The 21,652-nt window shown below is 53.5% G+C and carries 24 protein-coding genes, 4 tRNA genes and 1 riboswitch; of the genes, 22 read left to right on the forward strand and 6 right to left on the reverse strand.

Features of this window, described 5'->3' with window-relative positions; genetic code table 11:
* Positions 1-168: 168 nt before the first annotated feature.
* Positions 169-300, reverse strand: a complete 132-nt coding sequence (locus M2298_RS07500; protein ID WP_255679103.1) for a hypothetical protein — start codon at positions 298-300, stop codon at positions 169-171.
* Between the two features lie 347 nt (positions 301-647).
* On the opposite strand from M2298_RS07500, the gene M2298_RS07505 reads away from it, so the two are divergent.
* The 5 genes from M2298_RS07505 to M2298_RS07525 all read left to right on the forward strand — a co-directional run bounded on the left by M2298_RS07505 (position 648) and on the right by M2298_RS07525 (position 4,995).
* Positions 648-1,337, forward strand: a complete 690-nt coding sequence (locus M2298_RS07505; protein ID WP_280648401.1) for a response regulator transcription factor — start codon at positions 648-650, stop codon at positions 1,335-1,337.
* 5 nt (positions 1,338-1,342) lie between these two features.
* On the forward strand, positions 1,343-2,716 hold the full coding sequence (locus M2298_RS07510; RefSeq protein ID WP_280648402.1) for an ATP-binding protein: 1,374 nt from the start codon (positions 1,343-1,345) through the stop codon (positions 2,714-2,716).
* Positions 2,713-3,282 carry a PepSY domain-containing protein gene (locus M2298_RS07515; protein ID WP_280648403.1) on the forward strand — a complete coding sequence of 190 codons (570 nt, stop codon included), beginning with the start codon at positions 2,713-2,715 and terminating at the stop codon, positions 3,280-3,282. Before M2298_RS07510 ends, M2298_RS07515 begins: the two co-directional genes overlap by 4 nt.
* Before the next feature lie 92 nt (positions 3,283-3,374).
* Positions 3,375-3,935, forward strand: coding sequence for a PepSY domain-containing protein (locus M2298_RS07520; protein WP_173599318.1), 561 nt, complete (start codon positions 3,375-3,377; stop codon positions 3,933-3,935).
* Between the two features lie 127 nt (positions 3,936-4,062).
* Entirely contained in the window at positions 4,063-4,995 is a 933-nt protein-coding gene (locus M2298_RS07525) for a manganese-dependent inorganic pyrophosphatase (protein ID WP_122964901.1), read from the forward strand.
* Between the two features lie 58 nt (positions 4,996-5,053).
* Here the strand turns inward: M2298_RS07525 and M2298_RS07530 are convergent, their stop codons facing one another.
* A complete protein-coding gene (locus M2298_RS07530) occupies positions 5,054-5,224 on the reverse strand; it encodes a hypothetical protein (RefSeq protein ID WP_167470318.1) in 171 nt (56 codons plus the stop codon).
* Positions 5,225-5,344: 120 nt separating this feature from the next.
* Here M2298_RS07530 and M2298_RS07535 point away from each other — a divergent pair, with 120 nt between their 5' ends.
* The 10 genes from M2298_RS07535 to M2298_RS07580 all read left to right on the forward strand — a co-directional run bounded on the left by M2298_RS07535 (position 5,345) and on the right by M2298_RS07580 (position 13,783).
* A complete protein-coding gene (locus tag M2298_RS07535; RefSeq protein WP_280648404.1) occupies positions 5,345-6,103 on the forward strand; it encodes a MerR family transcriptional regulator in 759 nt (252 codons plus the stop codon).
* Between the two features lie 144 nt (positions 6,104-6,247).
* Complete coding sequence (locus M2298_RS07540) at positions 6,248-6,805, forward strand: helix-turn-helix domain-containing protein (RefSeq protein WP_122964903.1); 558 nt, start codon at positions 6,248-6,250, stop codon at positions 6,803-6,805.
* A gap of 56 nt (positions 6,806-6,861) precedes the next feature.
* Positions 6,862-7,347 (forward strand): YbaK/EbsC family protein, encoded by a 486-nt coding sequence (locus tag M2298_RS07545; RefSeq protein ID WP_174769218.1) that lies wholly within the window; start codon positions 6,862-6,864, stop codon positions 7,345-7,347.
* Between the two features lie 98 nt (positions 7,348-7,445).
* Positions 7,446-8,393, forward strand: a complete 948-nt coding sequence (locus M2298_RS07550; RefSeq protein ID WP_122964905.1) for an MBL fold metallo-hydrolase — start codon at positions 7,446-7,448, stop codon at positions 8,391-8,393.
* Between the two features lie 142 nt (positions 8,394-8,535).
* Positions 8,536-8,677: riboswitch (cobalamin riboswitch) on the forward strand.
* A gap of 148 nt (positions 8,678-8,825) precedes the next feature.
* Positions 8,826-9,809 (forward strand): ABC transporter substrate-binding protein, encoded by a 984-nt coding sequence (locus tag M2298_RS07555; protein WP_173596990.1) that lies wholly within the window; start codon positions 8,826-8,828, stop codon positions 9,807-9,809.
* A 1-nt stretch (position 9,810) separates the two neighbouring features.
* The gene (locus tag M2298_RS07560; RefSeq protein ID WP_063229754.1) at positions 9,811-10,848 is read left to right on the forward strand and encodes a FecCD family ABC transporter permease; all 1,038 of its coding nucleotides are present in this window, start codon (positions 9,811-9,813) and stop codon (positions 10,846-10,848) included.
* Between the two features lie 5 nt (positions 10,849-10,853).
* Positions 10,854-11,630, forward strand: a complete 777-nt coding sequence (locus M2298_RS07565; RefSeq protein WP_173596991.1) for an ABC transporter ATP-binding protein — start codon at positions 10,854-10,856, stop codon at positions 11,628-11,630.
* 12 nt (positions 11,631-11,642) lie between these two features.
* Positions 11,643-12,209, forward strand: a complete 567-nt coding sequence (gene cobU / locus M2298_RS07570; protein ID WP_217022960.1) for a bifunctional adenosylcobinamide kinase/adenosylcobinamide-phosphate guanylyltransferase — start codon at positions 11,643-11,645, stop codon at positions 12,207-12,209.
* A 276-nt stretch (positions 12,210-12,485) separates the two neighbouring features.
* Positions 12,486-13,142, forward strand: coding sequence for a YitT family protein (locus M2298_RS07575; protein ID WP_122964909.1), 657 nt, complete (start codon positions 12,486-12,488; stop codon positions 13,140-13,142).
* A gap of 164 nt (positions 13,143-13,306) precedes the next feature.
* Positions 13,307-13,783: a hypothetical protein gene (locus tag M2298_RS07580; protein ID WP_122964910.1), complete on the forward strand. Its 477-nt coding sequence runs from the start codon at positions 13,307-13,309 to the stop codon at positions 13,781-13,783.
* Here the strand turns inward: M2298_RS07580 and M2298_RS07585 are convergent.
* The 3 genes from M2298_RS07585 to M2298_RS07595 form a co-directional block, all read right to left on the reverse strand.
* Positions 13,768-14,889 (reverse strand): N-acetylmuramoyl-L-alanine amidase family protein, encoded by a 1,122-nt coding sequence (locus tag M2298_RS07585; RefSeq protein WP_280648405.1) that lies wholly within the window; start codon positions 14,887-14,889, stop codon positions 13,768-13,770. The genes M2298_RS07580 and M2298_RS07585 overlap by 16 nt on opposite strands.
* A 102-nt stretch (positions 14,890-14,991) precedes the next feature.
* Positions 14,992-15,798, reverse strand: coding sequence for a WYL domain-containing protein (locus tag M2298_RS07590; protein ID WP_280648406.1), 807 nt, complete (start codon positions 15,796-15,798; stop codon positions 14,992-14,994).
* Complete coding sequence (locus M2298_RS07595; protein WP_280648407.1) at positions 15,785-17,092, reverse strand: helix-turn-helix transcriptional regulator; 1,308 nt, start codon at positions 17,090-17,092, stop codon at positions 15,785-15,787. Before M2298_RS07595 ends, M2298_RS07590 begins: the two co-directional genes overlap by 14 nt.
* 186 nt (positions 17,093-17,278) lie before the next feature.
* On the opposite strand from M2298_RS07595, the gene M2298_RS07600 reads away from it, so the two are divergent.
* From M2298_RS07600 to thiM, 3 genes are all read left to right on the forward strand, one after another.
* Positions 17,279-18,715, forward strand: a complete 1,437-nt coding sequence (locus M2298_RS07600; RefSeq protein WP_122964914.1) for an RtcB family protein — start codon at positions 17,279-17,281, stop codon at positions 18,713-18,715.
* A gap of 225 nt (positions 18,716-18,940) precedes the next feature.
* Positions 18,941-19,459, forward strand: a complete 519-nt coding sequence (locus tag M2298_RS07605; RefSeq protein WP_229049707.1) for a hypothetical protein — start codon at positions 18,941-18,943, stop codon at positions 19,457-19,459.
* A complete protein-coding gene (gene thiM / locus M2298_RS07610) occupies positions 19,449-20,261 on the forward strand; it encodes a hydroxyethylthiazole kinase (protein WP_122964916.1) in 813 nt (270 codons plus the stop codon). Before M2298_RS07605 ends, thiM begins: the two co-directional genes overlap by 11 nt.
* A gap of 521 nt (positions 20,262-20,782) precedes the next feature.
* Here the strand turns inward: thiM and M2298_RS07615 are convergent.
* Entirely contained in the window at positions 20,783-21,067 is a 285-nt protein-coding gene (locus tag M2298_RS07615; protein WP_063229741.1) for a phospholipase A2 family protein, read from the reverse strand.
* 164 nt (positions 21,068-21,231) lie between these two features.
* On the opposite strand from M2298_RS07615, the gene M2298_RS07620 reads away from it, so the two are divergent.
* From M2298_RS07620 to M2298_RS07635, 4 genes are all read left to right on the forward strand, one after another.
* A tRNA-Ser gene (locus M2298_RS07620) sits at positions 21,232-21,324 on the forward strand.
* A gap of 4 nt (positions 21,325-21,328) precedes the next feature.
* Positions 21,329-21,402, forward strand: a tRNA-Glu gene (locus M2298_RS07625).
* A gap of 50 nt (positions 21,403-21,452) precedes the next feature.
* A tRNA-Val gene (locus M2298_RS07630) sits at positions 21,453-21,528 on the forward strand.
* A 9-nt stretch (positions 21,529-21,537) separates the two neighbouring features.
* A tRNA-Leu gene (locus M2298_RS07635) sits at positions 21,538-21,621 on the forward strand.
* Positions 21,622-21,652: the final 31 nt, after the last annotated feature.

Consider the following 21,652-nt stretch of genomic DNA (forward strand, 5'->3'; position numbering starts at 1 on the left):
TCATTTTAATTTCTACGGGATAACTAACTCTAGTTGCCAACGCAAAAACACCTCCAAGGTTGTCCCCATATCTTACGACATGGTCAGGTTCTCTTGAAGGTGTTTTGATTTGTCTCACATTACGGGGTCAGTCCCAAAGGTCCGGACCTTTTTGTTCGTTTATCGCGTTTATTTCCGATTAGGCGACCATTCGCTAGGCGCCGATCCGGACGCTTGGTTCAGCGGTGCGGCTACTTGCACACGCGCCGGGTTGGTCACTTCCAGCGTAATCATCGATGTGACGACCGCTTGCATGGTCACGATCAGGTACGTTCAAAAAAAGATGGCTTTCCAATTGGGTAATTCCAACGAAAATCGTTTCTCCTTCTTGTTCTCGATGGCTCTATTATACGATTCGCGCAGAACGGCAGGCAAAGTCGCCATTTCCGCATTTTGGGCGATTTTCCGGCGGGAAAGGGCATGGCGGGCAAGCCACTTTTCGCGCTCGTGTTGTATGTAGCTCGCACTCGCTGGCAATCGCCCGCACGTCATGTTCGAAAAATCTCTGGAAAAAAACCCGCACTGCGCGAGGCTTTTATGGTTTAATCTACGGTATCAGATTGCGTATGGCATGCCGTGTCCCGCGGCAGCGAAAGGAAGTCGTTAGCATGAGTCAGGCCAACATTTTGCTGATTGAAGATGAAAAGAAAATCGCCCGCCTGCTGAAGCTGGAGCTGGAATACGAAGGATATGAAGTGACGGTCGCAGAGGATGGAGCAGCCGGATTGGACTGTTTCAAAAGCGCAGCGTGGGATTTGGTCCTTTTGGACGTGATGATCCCGCGACTGAGCGGGATGGAGGTGCTGCGGCGGATTCGCACGTCAGACACCTTGACTCCGGTCATTTTGGTGACCGCCAGAGATTCGCTGCCCGACAAAGTCAGCGGACTGGATTTGGGGGCGAATGATTACATCACGAAGCCGTTTGCCATCGAGGAGCTGCTTGCCCGGATTCGCGCGTGCTTGCGCATGGCTGGGGCGCGAAAAAAAGAAGAGGAAGAGGCGCCGCTGCGCGTGGGCGATTTGCTTGTCGACGAGAAGAAACGGCTCGTCATGCGCGGCGAATCGCCAGTGGAGCTGACGCCGCGAGAGTTCGATCTGCTCGTCTATCTGGTGCGGCATGTCAACCAGGTACTCGGCCGGGAGCAAATTTTGAACGAAGTGTGGGGCTATGACTACTACGGCGATACGAATATCGTCGATGTGTACATCCGTTATTTGCGCAAAAAGCTGGACGATCCTGCTCATCCTCCGCTCATTTCGACGGTGCGGGGAATCGGGTATTCGCTGAAGGAGTAGAAGGGATGACGATTCGCAGCAAAATTCATCTGTTTTCAACCGTGTGGCTCGTGCTCGTGCTGTGTATTATCAACACCTCGATCTACTGGCTTTTTTACAAGCAAATGACCGGGCTGGAATTGGAGCGGCTTCAACTGCAGAGCGAAAAAATCGCGCAGCGGCTGCATGAAGCAGGCAGTCAGGCAGATGCGACTGAGCTTTTGCAAGCGTATTTGGCGCCGATTGAGATGATCCGTATCGTGAATCAACAGTCGCATCCGGTAGTGACAGCGACGAAAGATGTGGACTATGCCAACTGGCGACCTGTATACAGTGCGCAAGAAACGTACCAGGTTGTGGAAAAGGCTGGCGTGCTGCATGCTGTCGGCCAGGTGCCGATGATTGCGGGTGACGGCAGCGTCATGTCTCTGGAAGTAACCACGGGCTTGTCGCACGTACAGGAAACGATGCAAACATTGCTCATCGTGCTGCTGGTCGCTTCGCTCGTCGTCTTGCTGCCGTCGTTTCTTGCCGGCCGGATGCTCGCAAAACTCATCGTGGAGCCGATCCGCTCCCTGATTCGCACGATGGAAGAAATCCAGAAAAAAGGCCAGTTCAAAAAGTTGGAGCTGCCAGTCAAATCCAACGACGAGCTGTACCAGATGGGGGATACGTTCAACAAAATGATGGACATTCTCCAGCTGCACTTTGCGAAGCAGCAGCAGTTCGTCCTCGATGCGTCCCACGAGTTGAAGACCCCGCTCACGGTGATCGAAGGATATGCGACCATGCTGAAAAGGTGGGGGATGAACAAGCCGGAGCTGTTGGAAGAGTCTGTCGAGGCGATCTATTCCGAAGCGGTGCGGATGAAAAAGCTGACGAGGCAAATGCTGATGCTGGCGAACCCGGACGAGGAAGCCAATCTGGATATGCGGGCAGTAGACGTGGTCGAGCTATGCGAAGAGACGAGCAAATGGATGAGGCGCACCTACGAGCAGGAAATCCGCGTCGAGGCGCAAAGCGCAGCGGTTTACGCGCTCGCTGACGAGTCAAGGCTCAAGCAGCTGCTGGTGATTTTGCTCGACAATGCGCTGACCTACAGCCAAAAGGCTATTCGAATCGAGATCGCCGAACAGCGAGACACGGTGAGCTTGTCTGTGATCGACCAGGGAGTGGGCATACCGGAAGAAGACCTTGTCCATATTTTCGACCGCTTTTACCGCGTGGACAAAGCGCGGGCAAGAGATACAGGTGGCACAGGACTGGGCTTGTCCATTGCCAAGCGCATTGTCGATGTGCACAACGGCAGGCTGGATGTCCAGAGTGAAGTCGGGGCAGGCAGCCGTTTTACGGTGACGTTGCCCAAAGCAGCCCGAGAGAAAGCGGGGGAGAACGCTTGAAACAAAGACGTGTGTGGTGGCTCTTGGCCCTGCTCTTCGCAGCGGCAGCTGTTTTCGCTCTCTCCCGGATTGCTGGAGGAGAGCCGGAAGCAGGGCGCACGATCCGGGAAGTGGAGGAGTCTCTATCCGCTCGCTACGGCAAAGTCATTTCCGCTTTGGAGAAGACCGGGGAGGCAGGCAGAGAAGTATATGTCGGGACAGTGGAAAATGAAACGGGAACGTACCAGGTTGTCGCGGACGCCGAGACGGGACGGGTGATACGGATTACCCCTCTGGCGAAAAAGCAGACACCCCCGGACAAGACCGTACAGCCCGTGGACGAAAGCAAGGAAACCCCTCCTGTACCACCTGCGAACAACGAGCTTGCCAAAAGCGGAATCTCACTCGATCGGGCCAAACAAATCGCGCTGCAACAAGTGGCCGGGACGTTTGACAGCATCGAAGTAGAGCATAAAAACGGCGCAACCGTCTACGAGGTAGAGATCAAAACTGACGAAAACCGGGAAGTGAAAGTAAGCATCGATCCGCTGACGGGACAGGTTTTGTCGATCATGTGGGAGGATTAAGTCCGTTCTCAGCAAATTTTAATCTTCTTCTCTCTGTTCGCTCATCTGCGTCTTGTAGCATGAAGACAGCAGAGAAAAAGGAGAGAATTTCCATGAAAAAAATCGTCATGTTAGCAGCAGGTATCATGCTCGTAGGAAGTTTTAGCGTCACAGCCTTGGCGAAGACGCATCAGCACGTTCCTCAGCCGAATCAGCAGGCTGTGCCCGTCTTTTTGGAAGTAGATGAAGATGTCCCGGCAGACTGGGCGAAGCAAGTACGCCTTACTTCCGAGCAGGCACAAAAAATCGCGCTCGGCGTCCAACCCGGAGTGATCAAGGAGTGGAAGCTGGATCGCGCGGGAACGGCGCTCGTGTACAAAGCGGAAATCGTCCAAAACTGGAAGGAGACCGATGTGTACGTCGATGCCGTAACCGGGCAGGCGTGGCGCGAGCATGATCCGGCCCGCAAGCAGCAGCTGGTGAAGATCACCGCAGAGACAGCTCAAAAGATCGCCTTGTCCAAAGTGAACGGAAGCATCAAGAAAATCAAGCTGGATGAAGACGATGGACAGTACGTGTACGAGGTGGAAGTCCGTACCTCTAACCGCCAGGAAGCGGAGCTGGAAATATCGGCTACCACAGGCGACATATTGAGCATGGAGTGGGACGACTAAGTTTGTTGCGGCGCCGGAAGCCGATCTTTGTTTGCAAACAAAGGTCGGCTTCTGGAATTTTCCTTGGGAATATCCGCTATTCCATGGTATAATTTTGACGCCAATATACGACTAAGGAGTATGGATGATGGAAAAAAAGCTAATCTTCGGTCATAAAAATCCAGATACGGATTCCATTTGCTCGGCGCTCGTTTACGCTGATCTGAAAACCAAGCTCGGCGACAATGTAGAGCCGGTTCGCCTCGGTGTCATCAGCAGCGAGACAGCGTTCGTCTTGAACTACTTCCAGGTAAAAGAGCCGCGTCTCGTGGAAACAGTAGGAAATGAAGTCAACGAAGTCATTCTCGTCGACCACAATGAACGTCAACAAAGCGCAAACGACATCGAGCAGGTGCAAGTAGTCGAGGTAATTGACCATCATCGCATTGCGAACTTCGAAACGAGCAACCCGCTGTACTTCCGTGCAGAGCCTGTCGGTTGCACGACTACGATTTTGAAAAAAATGTACAAGGAAAACGGCGTGGACATCCCGAAAGAAATCGCGGGCCTGATGCTGTCTGCGATCATTTCCGACACGTTGCTGCTGAAATCCCCTACCTGCACTGCGCAAGATGTTGCGGCAGCTCACGAACTGGCTGAGATCGCAGGCGTGGACTTGCAAGCATACGGCCTGGAAATGCTGAAAGCAGGCGCTGACCTGAGCGACAAAACAATCGCTCAACTGCTCTCTTTGGATGCAAAAGAATTTCAAATGGGCAGCGCGAAAGTGGAAATCGCCCAAGTAAACGCCGTGGACGTCAACGATGTACTGGCCCGCCAAAGCGAGCTGGAAGCAGCGATCTCCGCGATCATTGCGGAAAAAGGTCTGGACCTGTTCGTCTTCGTGGTGACAGACATCTTGAACAACGATTCCGTTGCGCTGGCGCTCGGCAAAGCAACCGAGGCAGTAGAAAAAGCGTACAACGTTACGCTCGCAGACAACAAAGCGGTGCTCAAAGGCGTTGTATCCCGCAAGAAGCAAATCGTTCCTGTACTGACAGATACGTTTCAAGCTCTGTAATTGTTAGAAAAAAGCAAGCTGCCCGGACACATTGGTCTGGGCAGCTTTTTTCATGCATTCAAAACGGATTGTTGTTGTGCTGTTGCAAATGATGCATCGTCTGGTGAGCATAGGCGTCGTCGCTGTAGTGGTGGACGGCGTGCTTGTCTCTGGCCCGCAAGCTGACAGACCCTGTAAAAAAGAAGGCCGCGAGGAAGGTGGCTGCTACTGCGATGAGAAAATAGAGCAAAAGACATTCCCCCTTTTCACAATGGCTTGCTTTTACAATAACATTATTTTCCTGCTGCTACCACTGTTGACTTTGCCGGTGCGTAAATGTGTACGATGAATTTGTCAGGAGGGATACAAGATGGAATATACCGTGCAAAAGCTGGGTCTCCTGGCAGGTGTCAGCACCCGGACATTGCGTTACTACGATGAGATTGACCTTCTCAAGCCGGCGAGAATCAATTCATCCGGGTATCGTATTTACGGGCAGGCAGAAGTGGATCGGTTGCAGCAAATTTTGTTTTACCGCGAGCTTGGTGTCAGCCTGGAGGAGATCAAGGAAATCATGAGTTCTCCCACCTTTGATGCGGAGCGGGCACTGCGGGAGCACCGGGAGAAGCTGTTGGAAAAACGGGCGCAGCTGGATCGGCTGATTGCGAATGTCGATCTGACTTTGGCGCAGCGAGAGGGGACGAAAACAATGACAGACAAACAGAAATTCGAAGGCTTCAAACAGCAGTTGATTCACGACAACGAGCAGCAGTACGGCGAAGAAATTCGGGCCAAGTATGGCGACGAGCGAGTAGAGCGTGCCAATCGGAAAATCAAAGAGATGAGCGAGGAAGAGTATGCGCAAGTCGAGCAATTGAACGAAAAGCTGCACGCGACGCTGAAGCAAGCGTTTGCCAGCGGCGATCCGGGCAGCGAGCTGGCCCAGCAGGCAGCCGATTTGCATCGCCAGTGGCTCAGCTTTTACTGGGACAGCTACAGCAAGGAGGCGCACGCAGGCGTGGCTCAGATGTATGTCGATGATCCGAGATTTACGGCTTACTACGACAAGGAGCAGCCTGGCCAGGCAGCATTCCTGCGCGACGCTGTCGTCATTTACACACAAGCCTAATGACTAGCGAAAAACTTCCCCTGAACCGCGCATGCTTTTGGCGGTTCGGGGGAGTTTTTTGTTTGGGCGCTATTTTTCTTTGTGTTTGTTATGTTATATAATTGTTCATTATCTGATACAAAATGCAAAGAGAGGAGCACTCTGGTGGAATCAATACAGACGATCATTGGAGCAAACTTGGAGACGATTCGCAAAAAGCGGGGCTTGAGCCTCGATAAAGTAGCGGAGCTGACGGGCGTAAGCAAAGGCATGCTGCACCAGATTGAGCGCGGCGATTCCCAGCCGACGGTGACGACCTTGTGGAAAATGGCAACAGGTCTGCAAGTGTCGTTCTCATCGCTGTTGAAGGCGCCGGACAGTGCCGTTTCTTTTGTGTCAATCGCAGACGTGTCGCCCATCATCGAAGACAACGGCTTGTGCCGGGCGTATTTGCAGTTTCCTTTTGATCCGATGACCAAGCTGGAAATGTTTCGCATCGAGCTTGACCCGGGGGCAAGCTACTCGTCGACTCCACACAATGAAGGCGTCTACGAGTACATTACCGTCAGCGCGGGCGAGTTTTGCCTGAAAATCAAGGACGAGCTGTTTCGCATGTCGGAAGGTGACGGCATCCGTTTTGCTGGAAACGTTCCCCATCAGTACAGCAATGAAGGCGAAAAGCAAGCCGTCATTCAGGTCGTGATGTATTACGCAGAGCCGTAACCGTGACTGTCGTTCACAGCTAACGAAAAACGTGTGAAAGGAAAGGAGCAAAACTGATGCAGCCATTAAAAGAAAGCGCGCAGAAAGTGCAAGCGAGATTGCAACAATTGGGGTATGACAATCAGGTGGTCGAACTGCCGGATAGCACCCGCACAGCAGCGGAGGCAGCGCAAGCGATCGGATGCGAGGTCGCGCAAATTGCCAAGTCGATCATTTTTCGCCGGAAGACGACGGACAAGCCTGTTCTGGTCGTGGCAAGCGGCACAAACCGGATCGACGAAAAGCTGCTCGCGCAATGGATGCAGGAGAAGCCGGGAAAAGCAGATGCCGATTTTGTGCGCGAAAAAACCGGATTTGTCATCGGCGGTGTCTCGCCCGTCGGACATCTGGAACCGATTGAGACGTGGATTGATGAGGATTTGCTTCGCTTCGAAGTCATCTGGGCGGCTGCCGGGCATCCGAACGCTGTTTTTTCGCTGACGCCAAAGCAACTGGTACAAATGACGAATGGCGAAGTAGCGCGCATCGCTTCCCGCCCGTAACCAGCCAAGAAACGGCAAAGCCCTCTCGAATCCGGGCACGATCAATGGTAAAGTGGAAATATTCACACGATATCAAGTTGGCAGGGGGAGAAAAATCGATGCAGCCTACTGAACCGATTTCCTTGGGACACCGCATCCATCTGATTGACGGCTTTGACATGGGCTGGGCGGAGCGGACGGGAACGTATGTAATAGCAGAGGAACAATTGACGCTTGTCGAGACAGGGCCAAGCCCGTCCGTGCCGTACATTGTGGCAGGATTGCACAAGCTCGGCTTTTCGCCGGAGCAAGTCAAATACATCATCGTGACGCACATTCATCTGGATCACGCGGGCGGGGCAGGCTTGTTTTTGCGCGAATGCCCGCAGGCCAAAATCGTGGTGCATCCAAAAGGAGCGCGCCATCTGGTGGACCCGAGCCGCTTGATTGCGGGAGCGAAAGCCGTTTACCAGGACGATTTCAACCGCCTGTTCGATCCGATTGTGGCGATTCCCGAGGAGCGAATCTTGGTGCGAAAAGACGGAGACACCTTGCCGATCGGGCCGAACTGTGTCCTTGAATTTTTGGATTCGCCCGGCCATGCGAACCATCATTTCAGCATTTACGATCCGGTTAGCCGCGGCATGTTCACAGGTGATACAGCGGGCGTTTTTTATCCGCAACTCCAAAAAGACGGATTGCATTTCGTTTTGCCGTCCACGTCTCCAAACCAGTTCGATCCGCAGGCGATGCTTGCGTCTATCGAGCGTTTTCGCAAGCGCGAACTCCAGCGTATCTACTTCGGGCATTTTGGCATGACGGAAGAAGTGGAGGACGTCTATCGGCAAGTGGCAGAGTGGCTTCCCGTATTCGTGGCAGAAGGCGAGGCGGCCGTTTCCGCCGGGCTTGGCACGGAGCAATTGGGGGACAGGCTGTTCGCTCTTGTCAGCCAGCATCTGCAAGCGCGCGGCATTGCCGAGCAGCATGAAGTGATGAACGTCCTGCGACTGGATTTGCAGGTGTGTGCGATGGGAATTATCGATTACTTGCACAAGCGCAAGCAGTAATTTTCGTCGGTTAGGCAAAAGGCCAGTGGCTGCTGCAGGTTGACGGGTAGCCTGGGCCTGCGTTTTGGTGCAAAATGACGCATTCTTTTTTGGGCCAAGGAATGCTATGATGGTGGGTGAGTCTTAGCTTGCAGGCACAAACAACTGAATACAGCAAGCAGGTGCCTCGTCTGTCATGGGCGAGGTGAAAAGGGAAGCCGGTGCAAATCCGGCGCGGTCCCGCCACTGTAAAGCGGCTGTCGCAAGCCGCAAGCCAGGAGACCTGCCTGTTTGCATGATGTGCCTGCGCCTTCGCGGAAAGGTTCGGCCCGTTCAGGACTTTTTGGCGTGACCAGATCGTTCTGGCAAGTCGACCCTTTTGTTTCCCGCTGGAAGCGAAGGGGTTTTTCTATGCTAAGAATCAACCAGTTGCCCAGAAAGGAAGTTATACATATGAAACGTTCGTGGAAACTGCTCATGCCCCTGGTCATTGCTGCAAGCTTGGTCGGCTGCACAGGCAATGGCAACACGCAAACAGCCCCTGCTCCAAAGACAGAGGCGCCACAGACAACACCACAGGAAACAACGGCCAAAGCGACTGTCTACCCGCTGACGGTCAAAGATTCGACGGGAAAAGAAGTGACCTTGCAAAAAGAGCCGCAGCGGATTGTCTCCACCTCTCCGGGTGAAACAGAGATTTTGTTCGCACTCGGCCTGAACGACCGGATCGTCGGGGTGTCCGACTACGACGATTATCCGGCAGAAGCTGCCACGAAGCCGAAAGTGGGCGGTGTCGTCAAGCCGAGCGAAGAGGCGATTCTCGCCCAGTCGCCTGATCTGGTCATCGGCGGAATCTCGATGGATGAGCCTGTCGCTGCGAAGCTGAAAACGTTAGGCATGCCTGTTTACGTGACTCACCCGCAAAAAATGGATGAGATATTTGACAACATTTTGGCGATGGGTGTCATTACAAACAGACAGGAGCAGGCGGAAAAAGTAGTCGCAAGCATGAAGCAGGACATCGCGCGCGTGCAGGAAGCGGTCAAAGCGGTGAAGCCGGAAGACAAGAAAAAAGTGTACCTGGAGTTTTCGCCGGGCTGGACGGTGGGCAAAGGGGAATTTCTGGATGAGCTGATCTCACTGGCAGGCGCGACAAACATTGCCGCTGATACCCAAGGGTGGAACCCGATCAGCGAAGAAAAGATTTTAAAAAGCGATCCTGACGTCATTTTGTATGCAAAAGGCATTACGGACGACAAGACAGGGAAAAAGCTGGAGGACATCATTGCGAACCGCAACGGCTGGGACAAGATGAAGGCGATCCGCGACAAGCAGATTTTCGGGATGGAGCAAAATTTGCTTTCGCGCCCGGGACCGCGGATTACCCAAGGTTTGATCGAGGTAGCCAAAGCGATTTACCCTGATCTGGTGAAATAAAATGAAGAAGCAGTTGCTTTTATGGGGAGGAGCCAGCAGTCTGATCCTGCTGGCATCGGCGGTAGTCAGCATTTCGATGGGAGCGGCATCGCTTCCGCTTTCGCAAGTATGGCTGATCTTGTTGCATCAGCTCCCCGGCATGTCGGACTTGGTTGCCGTGACATGGCCGGATTCGTCCGAGCAAATCGTGATGAAAGTGCGTTTTCCCCGCGTCATCCTAGCGATTCTGGTAGGGGCTTGCCTGTCGCTTGCGGGCGCCGGATTTCAAGGGGTGCTGCGCAATCCGCTCGCAGACCCGTTTACGATGGGAGTGGCATCCGGAGCTGCTGTCGGTGCCGCTTTTCTGATCCTGTTTGGCTTGCAATTCGCTTTTCTCGGGGAATGGAGCACGCCTGTGGTCGCCTTTTTGACGGGGCTGTGCAGTCTGTGGATTGTACTGTCGCTGGCGAAGACGCAGGGCAAGCTGCAAACAGAGACGCTCATTTTATCCGGGGTCGTCATTCAGGCGTTTCTCGGTTCGCTCGTCTCTTTTATGGTGTCCTTGTCGAACCAGACGGTGAACGAAATCGTCTTTTGGCTGATGGGCAGCTTGTCGTTTCGCGGCTGGGCTTTTACGTATGTGCTGATTCCGTATGTGCTGATCGGCGTAATCGTGCTGGTTGGCTATGCCCGCTCCTTGAACCTGTTTGCTCTGGGTGAGCGTCAGGCGGCGCACCTGGGCGTCAATGTCGACAAGACGAAGCTCATTATTTTGCTCGTATCGACTTTGTTGACGGCGGCAGCGGTTTCGATCTCAGGGATCATCGGCTTCGTTGGCCTCGTCGTGCCGCATCTGGTGCGGATGCTGGTCGGGCCGGATCATCGCATCCTGCTGCCGATGTCGGCGATTGGCGGCGGCATCTACGTCCTGTGGGCGGATACGCTGGCGCGGATGCTGCTCGTTCCTACGGAAATCCCGCTCGGCGTCGTGACCGCGTTTTTGGGAGCGCCGTTTTTCGCCTATTTGTTGAAGCAAAACAAACGAACCGGAAGGAGGTAGCTGCGATGATCCACGTACGAGGTTTGCAAAAAGCTTACCAGGATGTATCGGTTTTAACAGAAATCGATTTTGACGTGAAGCGGGGCGAGTTTTTCGGCATCATCGGCCCGAATGGCAGCGGCAAATCGACGCTGCTGAAAATGATCTCCAGCGTCATTGCCCCTGATGCGGGAGAGATTACGCTCGCCGACAAGCCGCTTGCCCGCTATACGCGCAAAGAGCTGGCTCGTGTTCTCGCCGTACTGGAACAGGAAGGGCTGCCTCCTGTCGGTTTCCGTGTCCGCGAAGTGCTGGAGATGGGACGCTTCCCTTATCAAAACTGGCTCGGTGAGGAAAAGGATGACGTCACGCCGCTGATCGAGGAAATCATGCAGCTGCTGGGGCTTGTGCCGCTGGCGGAGCGCACGCTGGATCAGCTGAGCGGCGGGGAGAAGCAGCGCGTGGCTTTGGGCAAGGCGCTCGTGCAAAAACCGCAACTGCTGCTGCTGGACGAACCGACTACGTACCTCGATATCGGCTACCAGATTCAACTGATGGATATCGTCCGCAAGTGGCAAAAGACGACGCAAGTGACCGTCGTGGCGGTTCTGCACGACTTGAATCTGGCGTCGCTCTACTGCGACCGCATCCTGATGCTGCACAAAGGAGTGCAGATTGGCGTAGGAACGCCGCAAGACATGCTGCAAACGGACAAGATTGAAGCGGTGTACGGGACAAGGCCGATCGTCATGGAGCACCCTGTCCATCATTTGCCGCAAATCATGCTGCAATCCCGGGCGTAAGGAGACGTTGGAATGATCGTACTTGTGACAGGCGGTGCGCGCAGCGGAAAGAGCACGTTTGCGGAAAAATATGCGGCTCATCTGGGAAAAGCAGGCGTCTATATCGCCACCGCGCAAGCTTTTGACGAGGAGATGCGCGAGCGGATCGCAAGGCATCGCGCGCGAAGACAGCAAAGCGGCTTTCTGTGGGAGACAGTCGAGGAGCCTTATGCACTCGCTGACGTGATTCGCTCGTTGCAGCAGCGAGACGAGTTCAAGCAAAATCAGGCAGTCGTGCTGGTTGATTGCCTGATCGTCTGGCTGTCCAACTGGCTGATCCGCCACGAACAGGAGCAGGCAGTGGAACGCACGCTTGCACAGGTAGATGAGCTGATTGCAGCGCTGCAACATTTTCCCGGAACGATTTTGTTCGTTACGAATGAAGTCGGAGACGGGCTGGTTCCGGAATATCCGCTGGGACGCATGTTCCGCGATTTGGCGGGCCTGATGAACCAGCGCATGGCGGCGGCAGCCGATCAGGTTTTCCTGCTCACGGCAGGCATTCCGCTGGAGATCAAAAGCAAGGCGTTTCGCTTTTAGGAAGGGGAAAAGACGGTTCGAGTCGTCTTTTTCCCTTTTTTATGCTATAATATAAGAAAAGCAATGGAAGGGATCAGGATACCATGCGTCCCCATAGGACGATCTGGAAACGTTTTGACCTCTCCTACATCTAGCTTCGTAGTAGTCGATCGTCACTTGGACGACCAATCTACTACGAAAGCGAGGCCCTTTGTATGAGTAGCGACTTATACTTGCGATGTTCCTCCGTAGTCGGTTGGTCGTCTGTGCCAAAACCGACAAAAATGCGAGGAATCGATGATGAGGAGAGCGCTGCAATTTGTTCAACGTTACGGTATGATTTTGTTTGGAGCTTGTTTGCTGGCATTTGCGTATTATCACATTAACTTTCAGAACCATTTGTCTGAAGGTGGCTTTGTAGGTTTGGGCCTGTTGGCCAAATACGTCTTTGACCTGTCGCCAGCGTTAATGGTGCTGCTGTTGGATATCCCGCTGTTTTTGGTTGCCTGGTTAGTGAGAGGGCGACAATTCATCTGGGATACGATTTTTGCCTCTTTGGCTTTTACCGGGTTTTACGAGCTGTTTGAGCAGTATTCCCCGATTGTCATGGACATGAGCAGAATGATGCCCCTGGCTTCTGTACTGTCAGGCGTATTGACCGGACTCGGTACGGGACTGGTTTTGCGCTACGGAGCAGCGACGGGCGGCGACGACATTTTGTCCCTGTTGCTCAGCAAGTATACGGGATTGTCCATCGGTACGATTTTCTTGTTGCTGGACGTGATGGTTTTGTGCCTGTCGTTCTGGTATGTGCCGATGAAAGAGATGCTGTACACCATTTTAGCTGTAGTCATTTCCAGCCAAGTGATTACCTGGACGGTCAAATCCGGAACAGGAATCGCCGTAGAGGAAGAGGCGCACGCTCATGGCAACGTCTCTGTGACGCACCAATGAAAATGAGTAATCCAGTTGAAAAACATGCCTATACACATGCGCGAAAAAGGCCAAGTCGGGTTAGCTGTCGACTTGGCCTTTTGCCATTTCTACGTACATAACTATATGGCGAAGTAGTGGATACTAACCCTTACGAGAGTTTTGACGGAAAGGACGGGGGAGCAATGAGCGATCGTTTTTTTGGCAACTACAAAGCGTTCGTGGTCATCCCGGCAAAAGAAAAGGGAGCGGGGCCAAAAGCGTTTGATCCAAGCGATTACAGCCGCCATTTCATCCTGACGTTTTCCTTGTACGATTCGCTGATTACGTGCTGGAAGGAAGCCGGGAAGTTCAAGGTTCAGCCGCGGCAAGGCTTGGCTCGTGTCATCGATGCGTTTAACCTCAAGCACGACGGCACGGCTTACTTGCAAATGCTGGAGATGGAGGACGACCAGCCGTATTTTGTGCTGGCGTTATCTTGCAAGTCGGCCGCCGATCACGAGCAAGCAGCGATTAACCGGATTACGCAGCTGCTGGAAAAAGATTTCGCCACGGATCTGTTGATCGGGGAAACATGGTACCAGCTGATCGGCGCCAAAGGCAAATTCGAGCGGAAGCTGTTCTCCTACAACATACAGCCTTATGCTCAACCTCCGAAGTAGTCGGCGAGTCCATCCGCGATGGCTTGCGCGGCTTTTTCCTGGTACGAGGACGTGCGAACGAGCGCTTCGTCTTTTGGATTCGATAAAAAGCCCAGCTCCACGAGCACGGACGGCCTGTCGTTTTCCCGCAGGACGTGGTAGTCGCCGTAGGAGATGCCGTTGCTTTTCAAGCCTATGCCGCTTGCCAGGCGCGATTCGATACTGCGGGCGAGGTCGTAGTCTTTGTTTTGCGCATAAAAAAAGGTCAAGGTGCCGCTGTTTGGCTTGGTCGAAGAATTGTAGTGGATGCTGACGAAGGCGTCTGCTCCCCGCGCCTCGCTGATCGCCACCCGCTGCGAGAGCGAAGGCTTTTCCGCATCGCTCGTCCGCGTCAAAATGACCTGCGCCCCGCGCTGCCGCAGCTTGCTCGCCAACAGCGCCGTAGTTTTCTGGTTCAGCGTCTTCTCTTCGGTGTTCCACTTCGTTCCGAGCGTTCCTACATCGCTTCCGCCGTGCCCCGGATCAAGCACGATGACTTTGCCCCGCAGTCCGCCTGACTTGTTGCTCTTGCCTGTGGCTGGACTGCTTTTTCCTTCCTGGATGTAACTCGACGATACCCAGCCTGTTTTGCCATCGGCGGTTCTGGCCTGGAGCCAGTCTGCTTGCCTGTTGACGATCTCTACCTGCGTGCCTGCGGACAGCACGTGCAAAATGTCATGCGTAAGTCCGGGACCTTTGCGCATGCGCAGCGCATCGGCTGTCACGAAGCCTGTTTTTTTGCTGCCAGAAGTTGCTGGGGCTTGCACGGATGTGCCTGAGCTTTTCGCAGGGGAGGAGGCGGTGCCAGCCGCGCCTTTTTGCAAGTAATAGCCGGCAACCCAGCCGCTCGTGCCCTGGTAGTTGATTTTCACCCAGCCATGCGATTCGTCCGAGATGGTCACGGATGTACCGTACTTCAGCGTCGCAACGACGGACGACTGCAAAGCTGGTTCGCTGCGGACGTTCAGGGAGGTCGCAACGACTTTGGCTTGCGCTTGCGCTGCTTGTGCCGGCTCCGTGAAAGCGGCCACAGCGAAACATACAGTCAGCGCGCCGAGCAGGGACGCTGTTTTGCTTGTTCGTTTCATGATGTCTACCTCTGGTCATCGATTGTCAGTTGCTCTTTGGACAATGATAAAGGGAAAAGCAGCCTGCCAGTAGGGCATTTTTTCCTGATTTTGCTTAGGAAATTAGTGGAGGGGAGGAACGTATCGCGCCAAAGCGTTCGCGGCTGACTCAGCCATGCGCTTTTTCAGCTGATCGTTCTCGACCACTTTGACCCGCAAGCCGAGAAAGCGCAGCCGGGACAAAATAAATTCTTGCTCGTCCTGTAAAAAGCGCAAGATGATCGTGTATTCATGTGTGTCCGGGTCGTAGGCGACGTCTTTGTCAAAGCAGGAAAAGGCGTATAAGATGCGCTGCAGCTCGTTATTGTAGCGGCGCACGACCAAGATTTTCGCCGATTTTTTGCGCGCCGCCAGTTTTCCGGCAATGACGGGCAAAAAGCTGTCGTACCACTCGTCCTCGATGTAGATTTCCTTGATGGACTGGATGAGCGAGAGTGGCGTGGTAAGCAGTTGATTGGAATCGACTGTCAACCAGATCAGATACCAGTCTTTTTTGACCAGGGAATACTCCAGCTTGTACGGGACGCCGCGCTGCTTGCGGAAAGCCGGGCCTTTTCGGGTAGCGCTATGAACCAAAATGTGATTTTTGCCGAGAATGATGCGGCGCAACTTGCGGATGAGCGGGTGCCAGACTTGCTTGGTGGACGCGCCCGCTTTTTCCACAAACGATGCTTGATCGGCTGATCGTTCGTGCGTGGCGGTCAGTTGCTGGAGCTTTTGCAAAGTATCGGCTGCAAAAAAGTGGGCGGCGGCCGGGTGGGCAAGCATCATGGCAAGCCATGCTTTCTCGTGCGACGTCACCGGATACAGGCCCGCTTCGTCCAGCCGCGCAACAAGCTGGTAGTTGTGTATTTTATCAAACAGATTCATAGTAAGCGAGCAGCTCCTCCCATTCTTTTTGAAACTGCCTGCGCAAAAAAGCTGGTGCAAGCACTTCGCAACTGGAACCGAAGCTGCGAATCCAGGGCGTGATCTCCTGCGTGCCGTTGACTGTGATCTCGTACACGAAGCTGTCCCTGGTTTCTTCCGTGATGCTGCCCCACTGACCTTGCGCCTCGACTCTTTCCTTGATGAAAGAATGCGGCGTGTGCTTGGGGTGGAAGAAGCGCAGCCTGATCGTCACGGGATCTCCTGTGTCGATGAGCCAACTCGTCTGGATTTGCTTGTCTACGCGCTCCTGCATGCGGGCAAAAGCGTCAGGATGGGCTTGTTTGCCGAGAGCGAGCTGGGTCATTCCTTCCACGCGGTATTTTTTCAGCGGGCCATTTTCGCTTTCCTGCGCGAGCAAATACCAGCGCCCGTACTGATGGTCAAAAATGACCCGCAACGGGTACACGTTTTGCGGCTTTCCTGACGAATCGCGCTGGAAGGCCGGATTCGTATTTTGCGAATCGTAAAATTTGCTGCGCTTGGGCGTGAAATAGCAAAATTCAACCATTTGCTGCTTGGTGATCGCAGCGGCGAGAATCAGCGCCTGCTGCTCGTCAAGAATGCGGGAAACGAAGTGATATTTGAACAAAAAGGCTTGCCAATCCTCGCGTTGCAGGCGTCTGTCCAGGAAGCGTTGTGTCTTGTGGCGCAAAAAGTAGCCGGGCACAGCAGGCAGTTGCGTGTTTGCCATGATGTCGATGAAGTCGTGCAAGTCCAATAGCTCGTCTTCTGTCAGGCAGTTCCACAGGTCTTGCGCGAAGGAATAGACGAACGGACGGGCTTCCCCGCTTTTTTGGATGACGCCGAGTTCTTCCAAGTATTTCAAATCTTGCCGCAATGTTTTTTCATCCGGAACTTCGCCAGTTGGCGTGGAGAGAAAACAATCCAGCAGCTCTTTTGTAGAGCACGGCTGTTGGCTGAGTTGCTCCAAGAGGCGGGAAAGCCGCTCCACTTCCGACTCTTTCAACGATTTGGCGTGATAGAGAAACATCAGGAAATTGTCGGTGACAGCGAAGTGGTTGTAGCGCAACTGTGTGTAGTAACCTTTCTTCTCCTCATCCGTCACGTACTGGTAGATCGTGGACTGGATTTCCTTGAGCTTTTTCACCGTTTTATCCAGCGTGTGTACGGAGATGCCCAGTCTTTGCGCCAACTGTTGCCGATTGTAGGCGCCTGCGGTCAAAAACATCAGCCTGAGCAGCTGCATTTCTTTGTCAAAGCCTTCTCTAGCCATTTACATTCATCCTTATCCGTGCCATTTTTTCCAAATTAGTCCTCATATTACGAAAGAGCAAGAGCCAAAGTCAAGTCGTAATACTTTTGCCATGTTCATCCATGCAAAAATGAGCGAAGATAACGACAGAGAGAAGGAAGGGCACGCAAAGCTTGCCCGCTGGAAGGAAGAGAGGAGAACACGATTATGAAGACGATAAACCACGGACAGCACCATCGGGAGGTTCAGCTCGGCTCTGGCTCCGTGCATGTGTTTGCCAACGATGAAGTGTTTGCCAGCTTTGGGGAACGCGTATACGAGATGGCAGAGCACAATCTGCGCATCCCGCGCAATGTGTATTTTTCTTACACGCCGGATGCCCATGTCGGAATTGGAACATGCATTGGGACGACTGCGGTCTGGAATATGCACGACGGATTTGTGTCACCGTCGATTGTCGGTTCGGATATCGGCTGCGGCATGCGTGTGCATATGACGCCGCTGCACCGGGACGACTTGCAGGACAAAAATTTGAAGCGGAAGCTGATCGAGGCGATAGAAGCGTACGTGCCGACCTCTGAGCGCGGACAAACGGACTTTACAGACATTTCGATCGAGGAAGTCGTAAAGCATGGACTGAACGGACTGCCGGCTGCTTATTTGGCGAAGCCGACAGGCGAGCCGGGAGAAGTGAGCCGATCGCTTACACACGTGGAAAAGCATACATTTGCCTTCGATCATGCGGCGTTGGCACACATTCCGGCCAAGTCGTGGCAGCGGGCGTGGGGTCAGCTCGGAACATTGGGGGGAGGAAATCACTTCATTGAAATCCAGGCGATCGAAATCGCGGAAGAAAACCGGGAGATCGCCACAGAATGGGGCTTGTTCGACGGGCAAGTCGTGATCATGATCCACTCTGGCTCCCGCGCCTGGGGAGCGACGCTGGGAAGAGATTACACGAAAAGCTTCAAGGAAGCGATGTTCAAATGGGGGATCGAGAACCCGGAGCCGAATCTGGTTTACGCGCCAATCGAGACGGCGGAAGGGCAAAGATACTTGAACCTGATGTACTCGGCGTTGAACTACGCCGTTACGAACCGCCATCTGATCGGCTACTCCGTGGAACGGGCTTTTCAGGATGTGCTGGGAAAAGACTTTTCGACCCCGGTGCTGTACGATTTGATGCACAACTACGCCCTTCAGGAGTATCACCGCAACACGCCGATGTTGATCCACCGCAAAGGGGCGACCAAGGCGCTTCCGGCAGGCCACTTCCAAAATCCGAAGGCGTACAAAAAGACTGGGCATCCGGCGCTGATCCCAGGCTCGATGGGAACATCTTCCTACATTATGGTAGGGGCAGACAGCGGAGCGAAAAACTTTTACTCGATCTGCCATGGCGCAGGACGCGTGCGCTCCCGCAAGGCTACGAAAGAAATCGTGACGATTGATCAGTTCGAGCGCGCCTTGCGGGTAGGCGAGGATGACGAAATCATGGTCAATCACCGCTCGCTCGCAGCGATTTTGGATGAATGTCCGCAAGCTTACAAAGACGTGGATCAAATTATCGATTCCGTCGTCGGGGCAAAATTGGCGTCTGTCGTAGCCAAATGCAAGCCGCTGATCGCAATCAAAGGGGTATAAGAAGAGGTGGTTCCCGGTGTCGCGCGGGGGCCATCTTTTGATTTTTCCAAAATAGGTTCGAATGTAACATAAATTGCATGGCTTGTGCAACCGATATCAAAAAGGAGACATTATAGGGGAGATAGGGGAACAAATATGGCTACATACTATTACTTCACCTGCCAAAAGTGCCGAACCCGGGGGGGAGTTTTCGGCGAACAGCCTTGGGGGTGGGGGAACTTTGACATGATCGAGTCCTTCAAGTTTCTGGCCCATCACATCCGCACTTGCGGGGAGGATTCCATCCGCGTCATCTCGGAAGATGTGGACGAATACGTCGATCAGTTGCATGGAGAATACAACACCTTCCTGGAAGAGACGAAGCATATTTTCCCGCATTCCAAAGATTGGGAGTTTCTTGATCGGTGGAAATCGCTCAAAGTCGAGGAATTGAAGGAAAAATGGGTAGAGGAAAACCGGATCGCGCATCCGGATGAACGTTTGAAGATTTGCGGTACGCTGGAGGACTTTGAAATTTTGCAGCAGCGGGCGGGGCGCATTTCTTTTTTGGCAAAGGTGCGGGACGATACGGACACGCTCTGGAAGGTGGTTGCCAGCTCGCCTGAATTGCCTGTCTTGCATCATTCCTATATCATCATAGGAGTAAGACAGGATCATCCGGAGCTGGGGAAAATCGTGGAAGTGTTCAAGATGGTTCCCCGCTCTGTAGATAGGAAAGAGAGGGAAGGCGAACGTGAAGCTTGAAGCGATCAGTGAACTGCTTGAAAAAGTACGGGAGCGCAATCCGCTTGTGCACAACATCACCAACGTTGTCGTGACCAACTTTACAGCCAATGGCTTGCTCGCGCTCGGAGCATCTCCCGTCATGGCTTATGCGAAGCAAGAAGTGGCGGACATGGCGAAAATCGCCGGATCACTCGTCCTGAACATGGGCACCTTGAGCGAGCGGGAAGTAAAGGCGATGCTGATTGCGGGCAAATCGGCCAATCAGCACCACGTTCCGGTCTTGTTCGATCCGGTAGGCGCAGGAGCAACCCCGTATCGAACCGAAACGGCACAAAAAATCGTGCGCGAGCTAGATATCGCCCTGGTTCGCGGAAATGCGGCGGAGATTGCCAACGTCATCGGGGAATCGTGGGAGATTAAAGGCGTGGACGCAGGCGAGGCAGGCGGAGATGTCGCTTCGCTCGCCAAAGCAGCTGCCGAGAAGCTGGAGACGGTAGTGGCGATCACGGGCAAGGTGGATGTCATTTCAGATGGCAGTACGGTGTACGCCATCGACAACGGCCATCCGATCTTGACCAAAGTGACGGGAACAGGCTGCCTGTTGACTTCCGTCATGGGGGCTTTTGCCGCTGTTGCCGAAAACACGTTGGCGGCGGGGGCTGCTGCGCTCGTCGCATACGGTGTGGCTGCGCAAAAAGCAGCGGAAAAATCGGCGGCAGACGGTCCGGGCAGCTTCCAGATTCAGTTTTTGGATGCGCTGTCCTCCGTATCGGCCGACGATATCCATCGGCTGGGCAAGATCGAACAGCATAAGCTGTAAGAACCGAAAGCAGACTCGTCGCTGTTCGGAAGCCGAGAAGCCGGATTTTGGCAGCAAGTTGCCTTGGGTGGGGCGGGAAGAGCAGCTTCTTCCCGTCTCACCGCTTGGGCATGTGCTTTTGGGAATGAAAAAATCCCCTGTTTTCCAGGGGACGAAAATGATCGCGACTGTATGGCTATGATTAGGCTAGATAAGTTAGGGCGTAGCTGTAATTTCGCAGCGTATAGCATAAGAGCTTCTTTTGGTGCTCCGAGAGCGCTAGGAATACAAATTCTACTTGATCATTTTCAAACTTGCGGACGTAAAAGCAGGAAATCCCATGGCAGATCACTTCTCTTTTAAGCGACAGTGCAGCACGGGCGTCGGTGCATATGTGTACTTCCACGGCGTGTAACCTCCTTGGACATTCAATAGAGTACCAAAAAAAGCCAAGGAAAATCACGGGAAATATGGCGGAATTATGTCCAAGTAGTTACCGTTTTTTGTATAAAGAATGATAAGAATGACAATTCGTAAAAAGGCTACTTCATGTCGTCAGGAATACACTTCGATCGGGAAAAATAGGCGGAAATCATCGCAGCCATCCTGCCTTTTTCCGTGCTCATATCGATCTTGTCCTGCAAACAGCGCAGCAGCTCCTGATCGCAGCTGCACGAAAAGTAGCCGCGCTTCTGGTAGCAGTAGTCATGTTTTTTGCAGCAACGGTCGATATCGTCGATAGGGGCGCCTGGTCCAGAGCAGCCTGGCCCGCACCAATTTCCGTACAAACAAGGGATACGTCTTGCCCGCCGTCGTCTTCTGCCCACCTGTCATCACTCCGCAACATAGATGATTACTGGTAGCATATTGGCGGAGGGAGAAACTTGCTTTAGGCAATTCCCACAAATTTTAAAATATATCTTGTAATCGTTTGCTAGATATGATAGATTAATTCTTGCCTGAGCTGTACAGCTCGGCAAGTGATACAGATGGATGGATGTCCGAGCGGCCGAAGGAGCACGATTGGAAATCGTGTAGGCGGGGTCGACCCGTCTCGTGGGTTCAAATCCCACTCCATCCGCCATCTTGGCCCGTTGGTGAAGCGGTTTAACACAGCAGCCTTTCACGCTGTCATACAGGGGTTCGAATCCCCTACGGGTCACTTAGAAGCCCAACAACTGGTTGGGGCCCCGGCGAAAGTCGGGGTATTGTGGAGGCTTAGCTCAGCTGGGAGAGCATCTGCCTTACAAGCAGAGGGTCGGCGGTTCGATCCCGTCAGCCTCCACCATTTTCATACGCGGTCGTGGCGGAATTGGCAGACGCGCTAGATTCAGGTTCTAGTGGTGGCAACACCGTGGAGGTTCAAGTCCTCTCGACCGCATCGCTTTATCAATGAAAGGTTCTTGTTCTGC

Origin of the sequence: Brevibacillus sp. 1238, from assembly GCF_029892995.1 — a bacterium.
Lineage (GTDB): Bacteria > Bacillota > Bacilli > Brevibacillales > Brevibacillaceae > Brevibacillus > Brevibacillus parabrevis.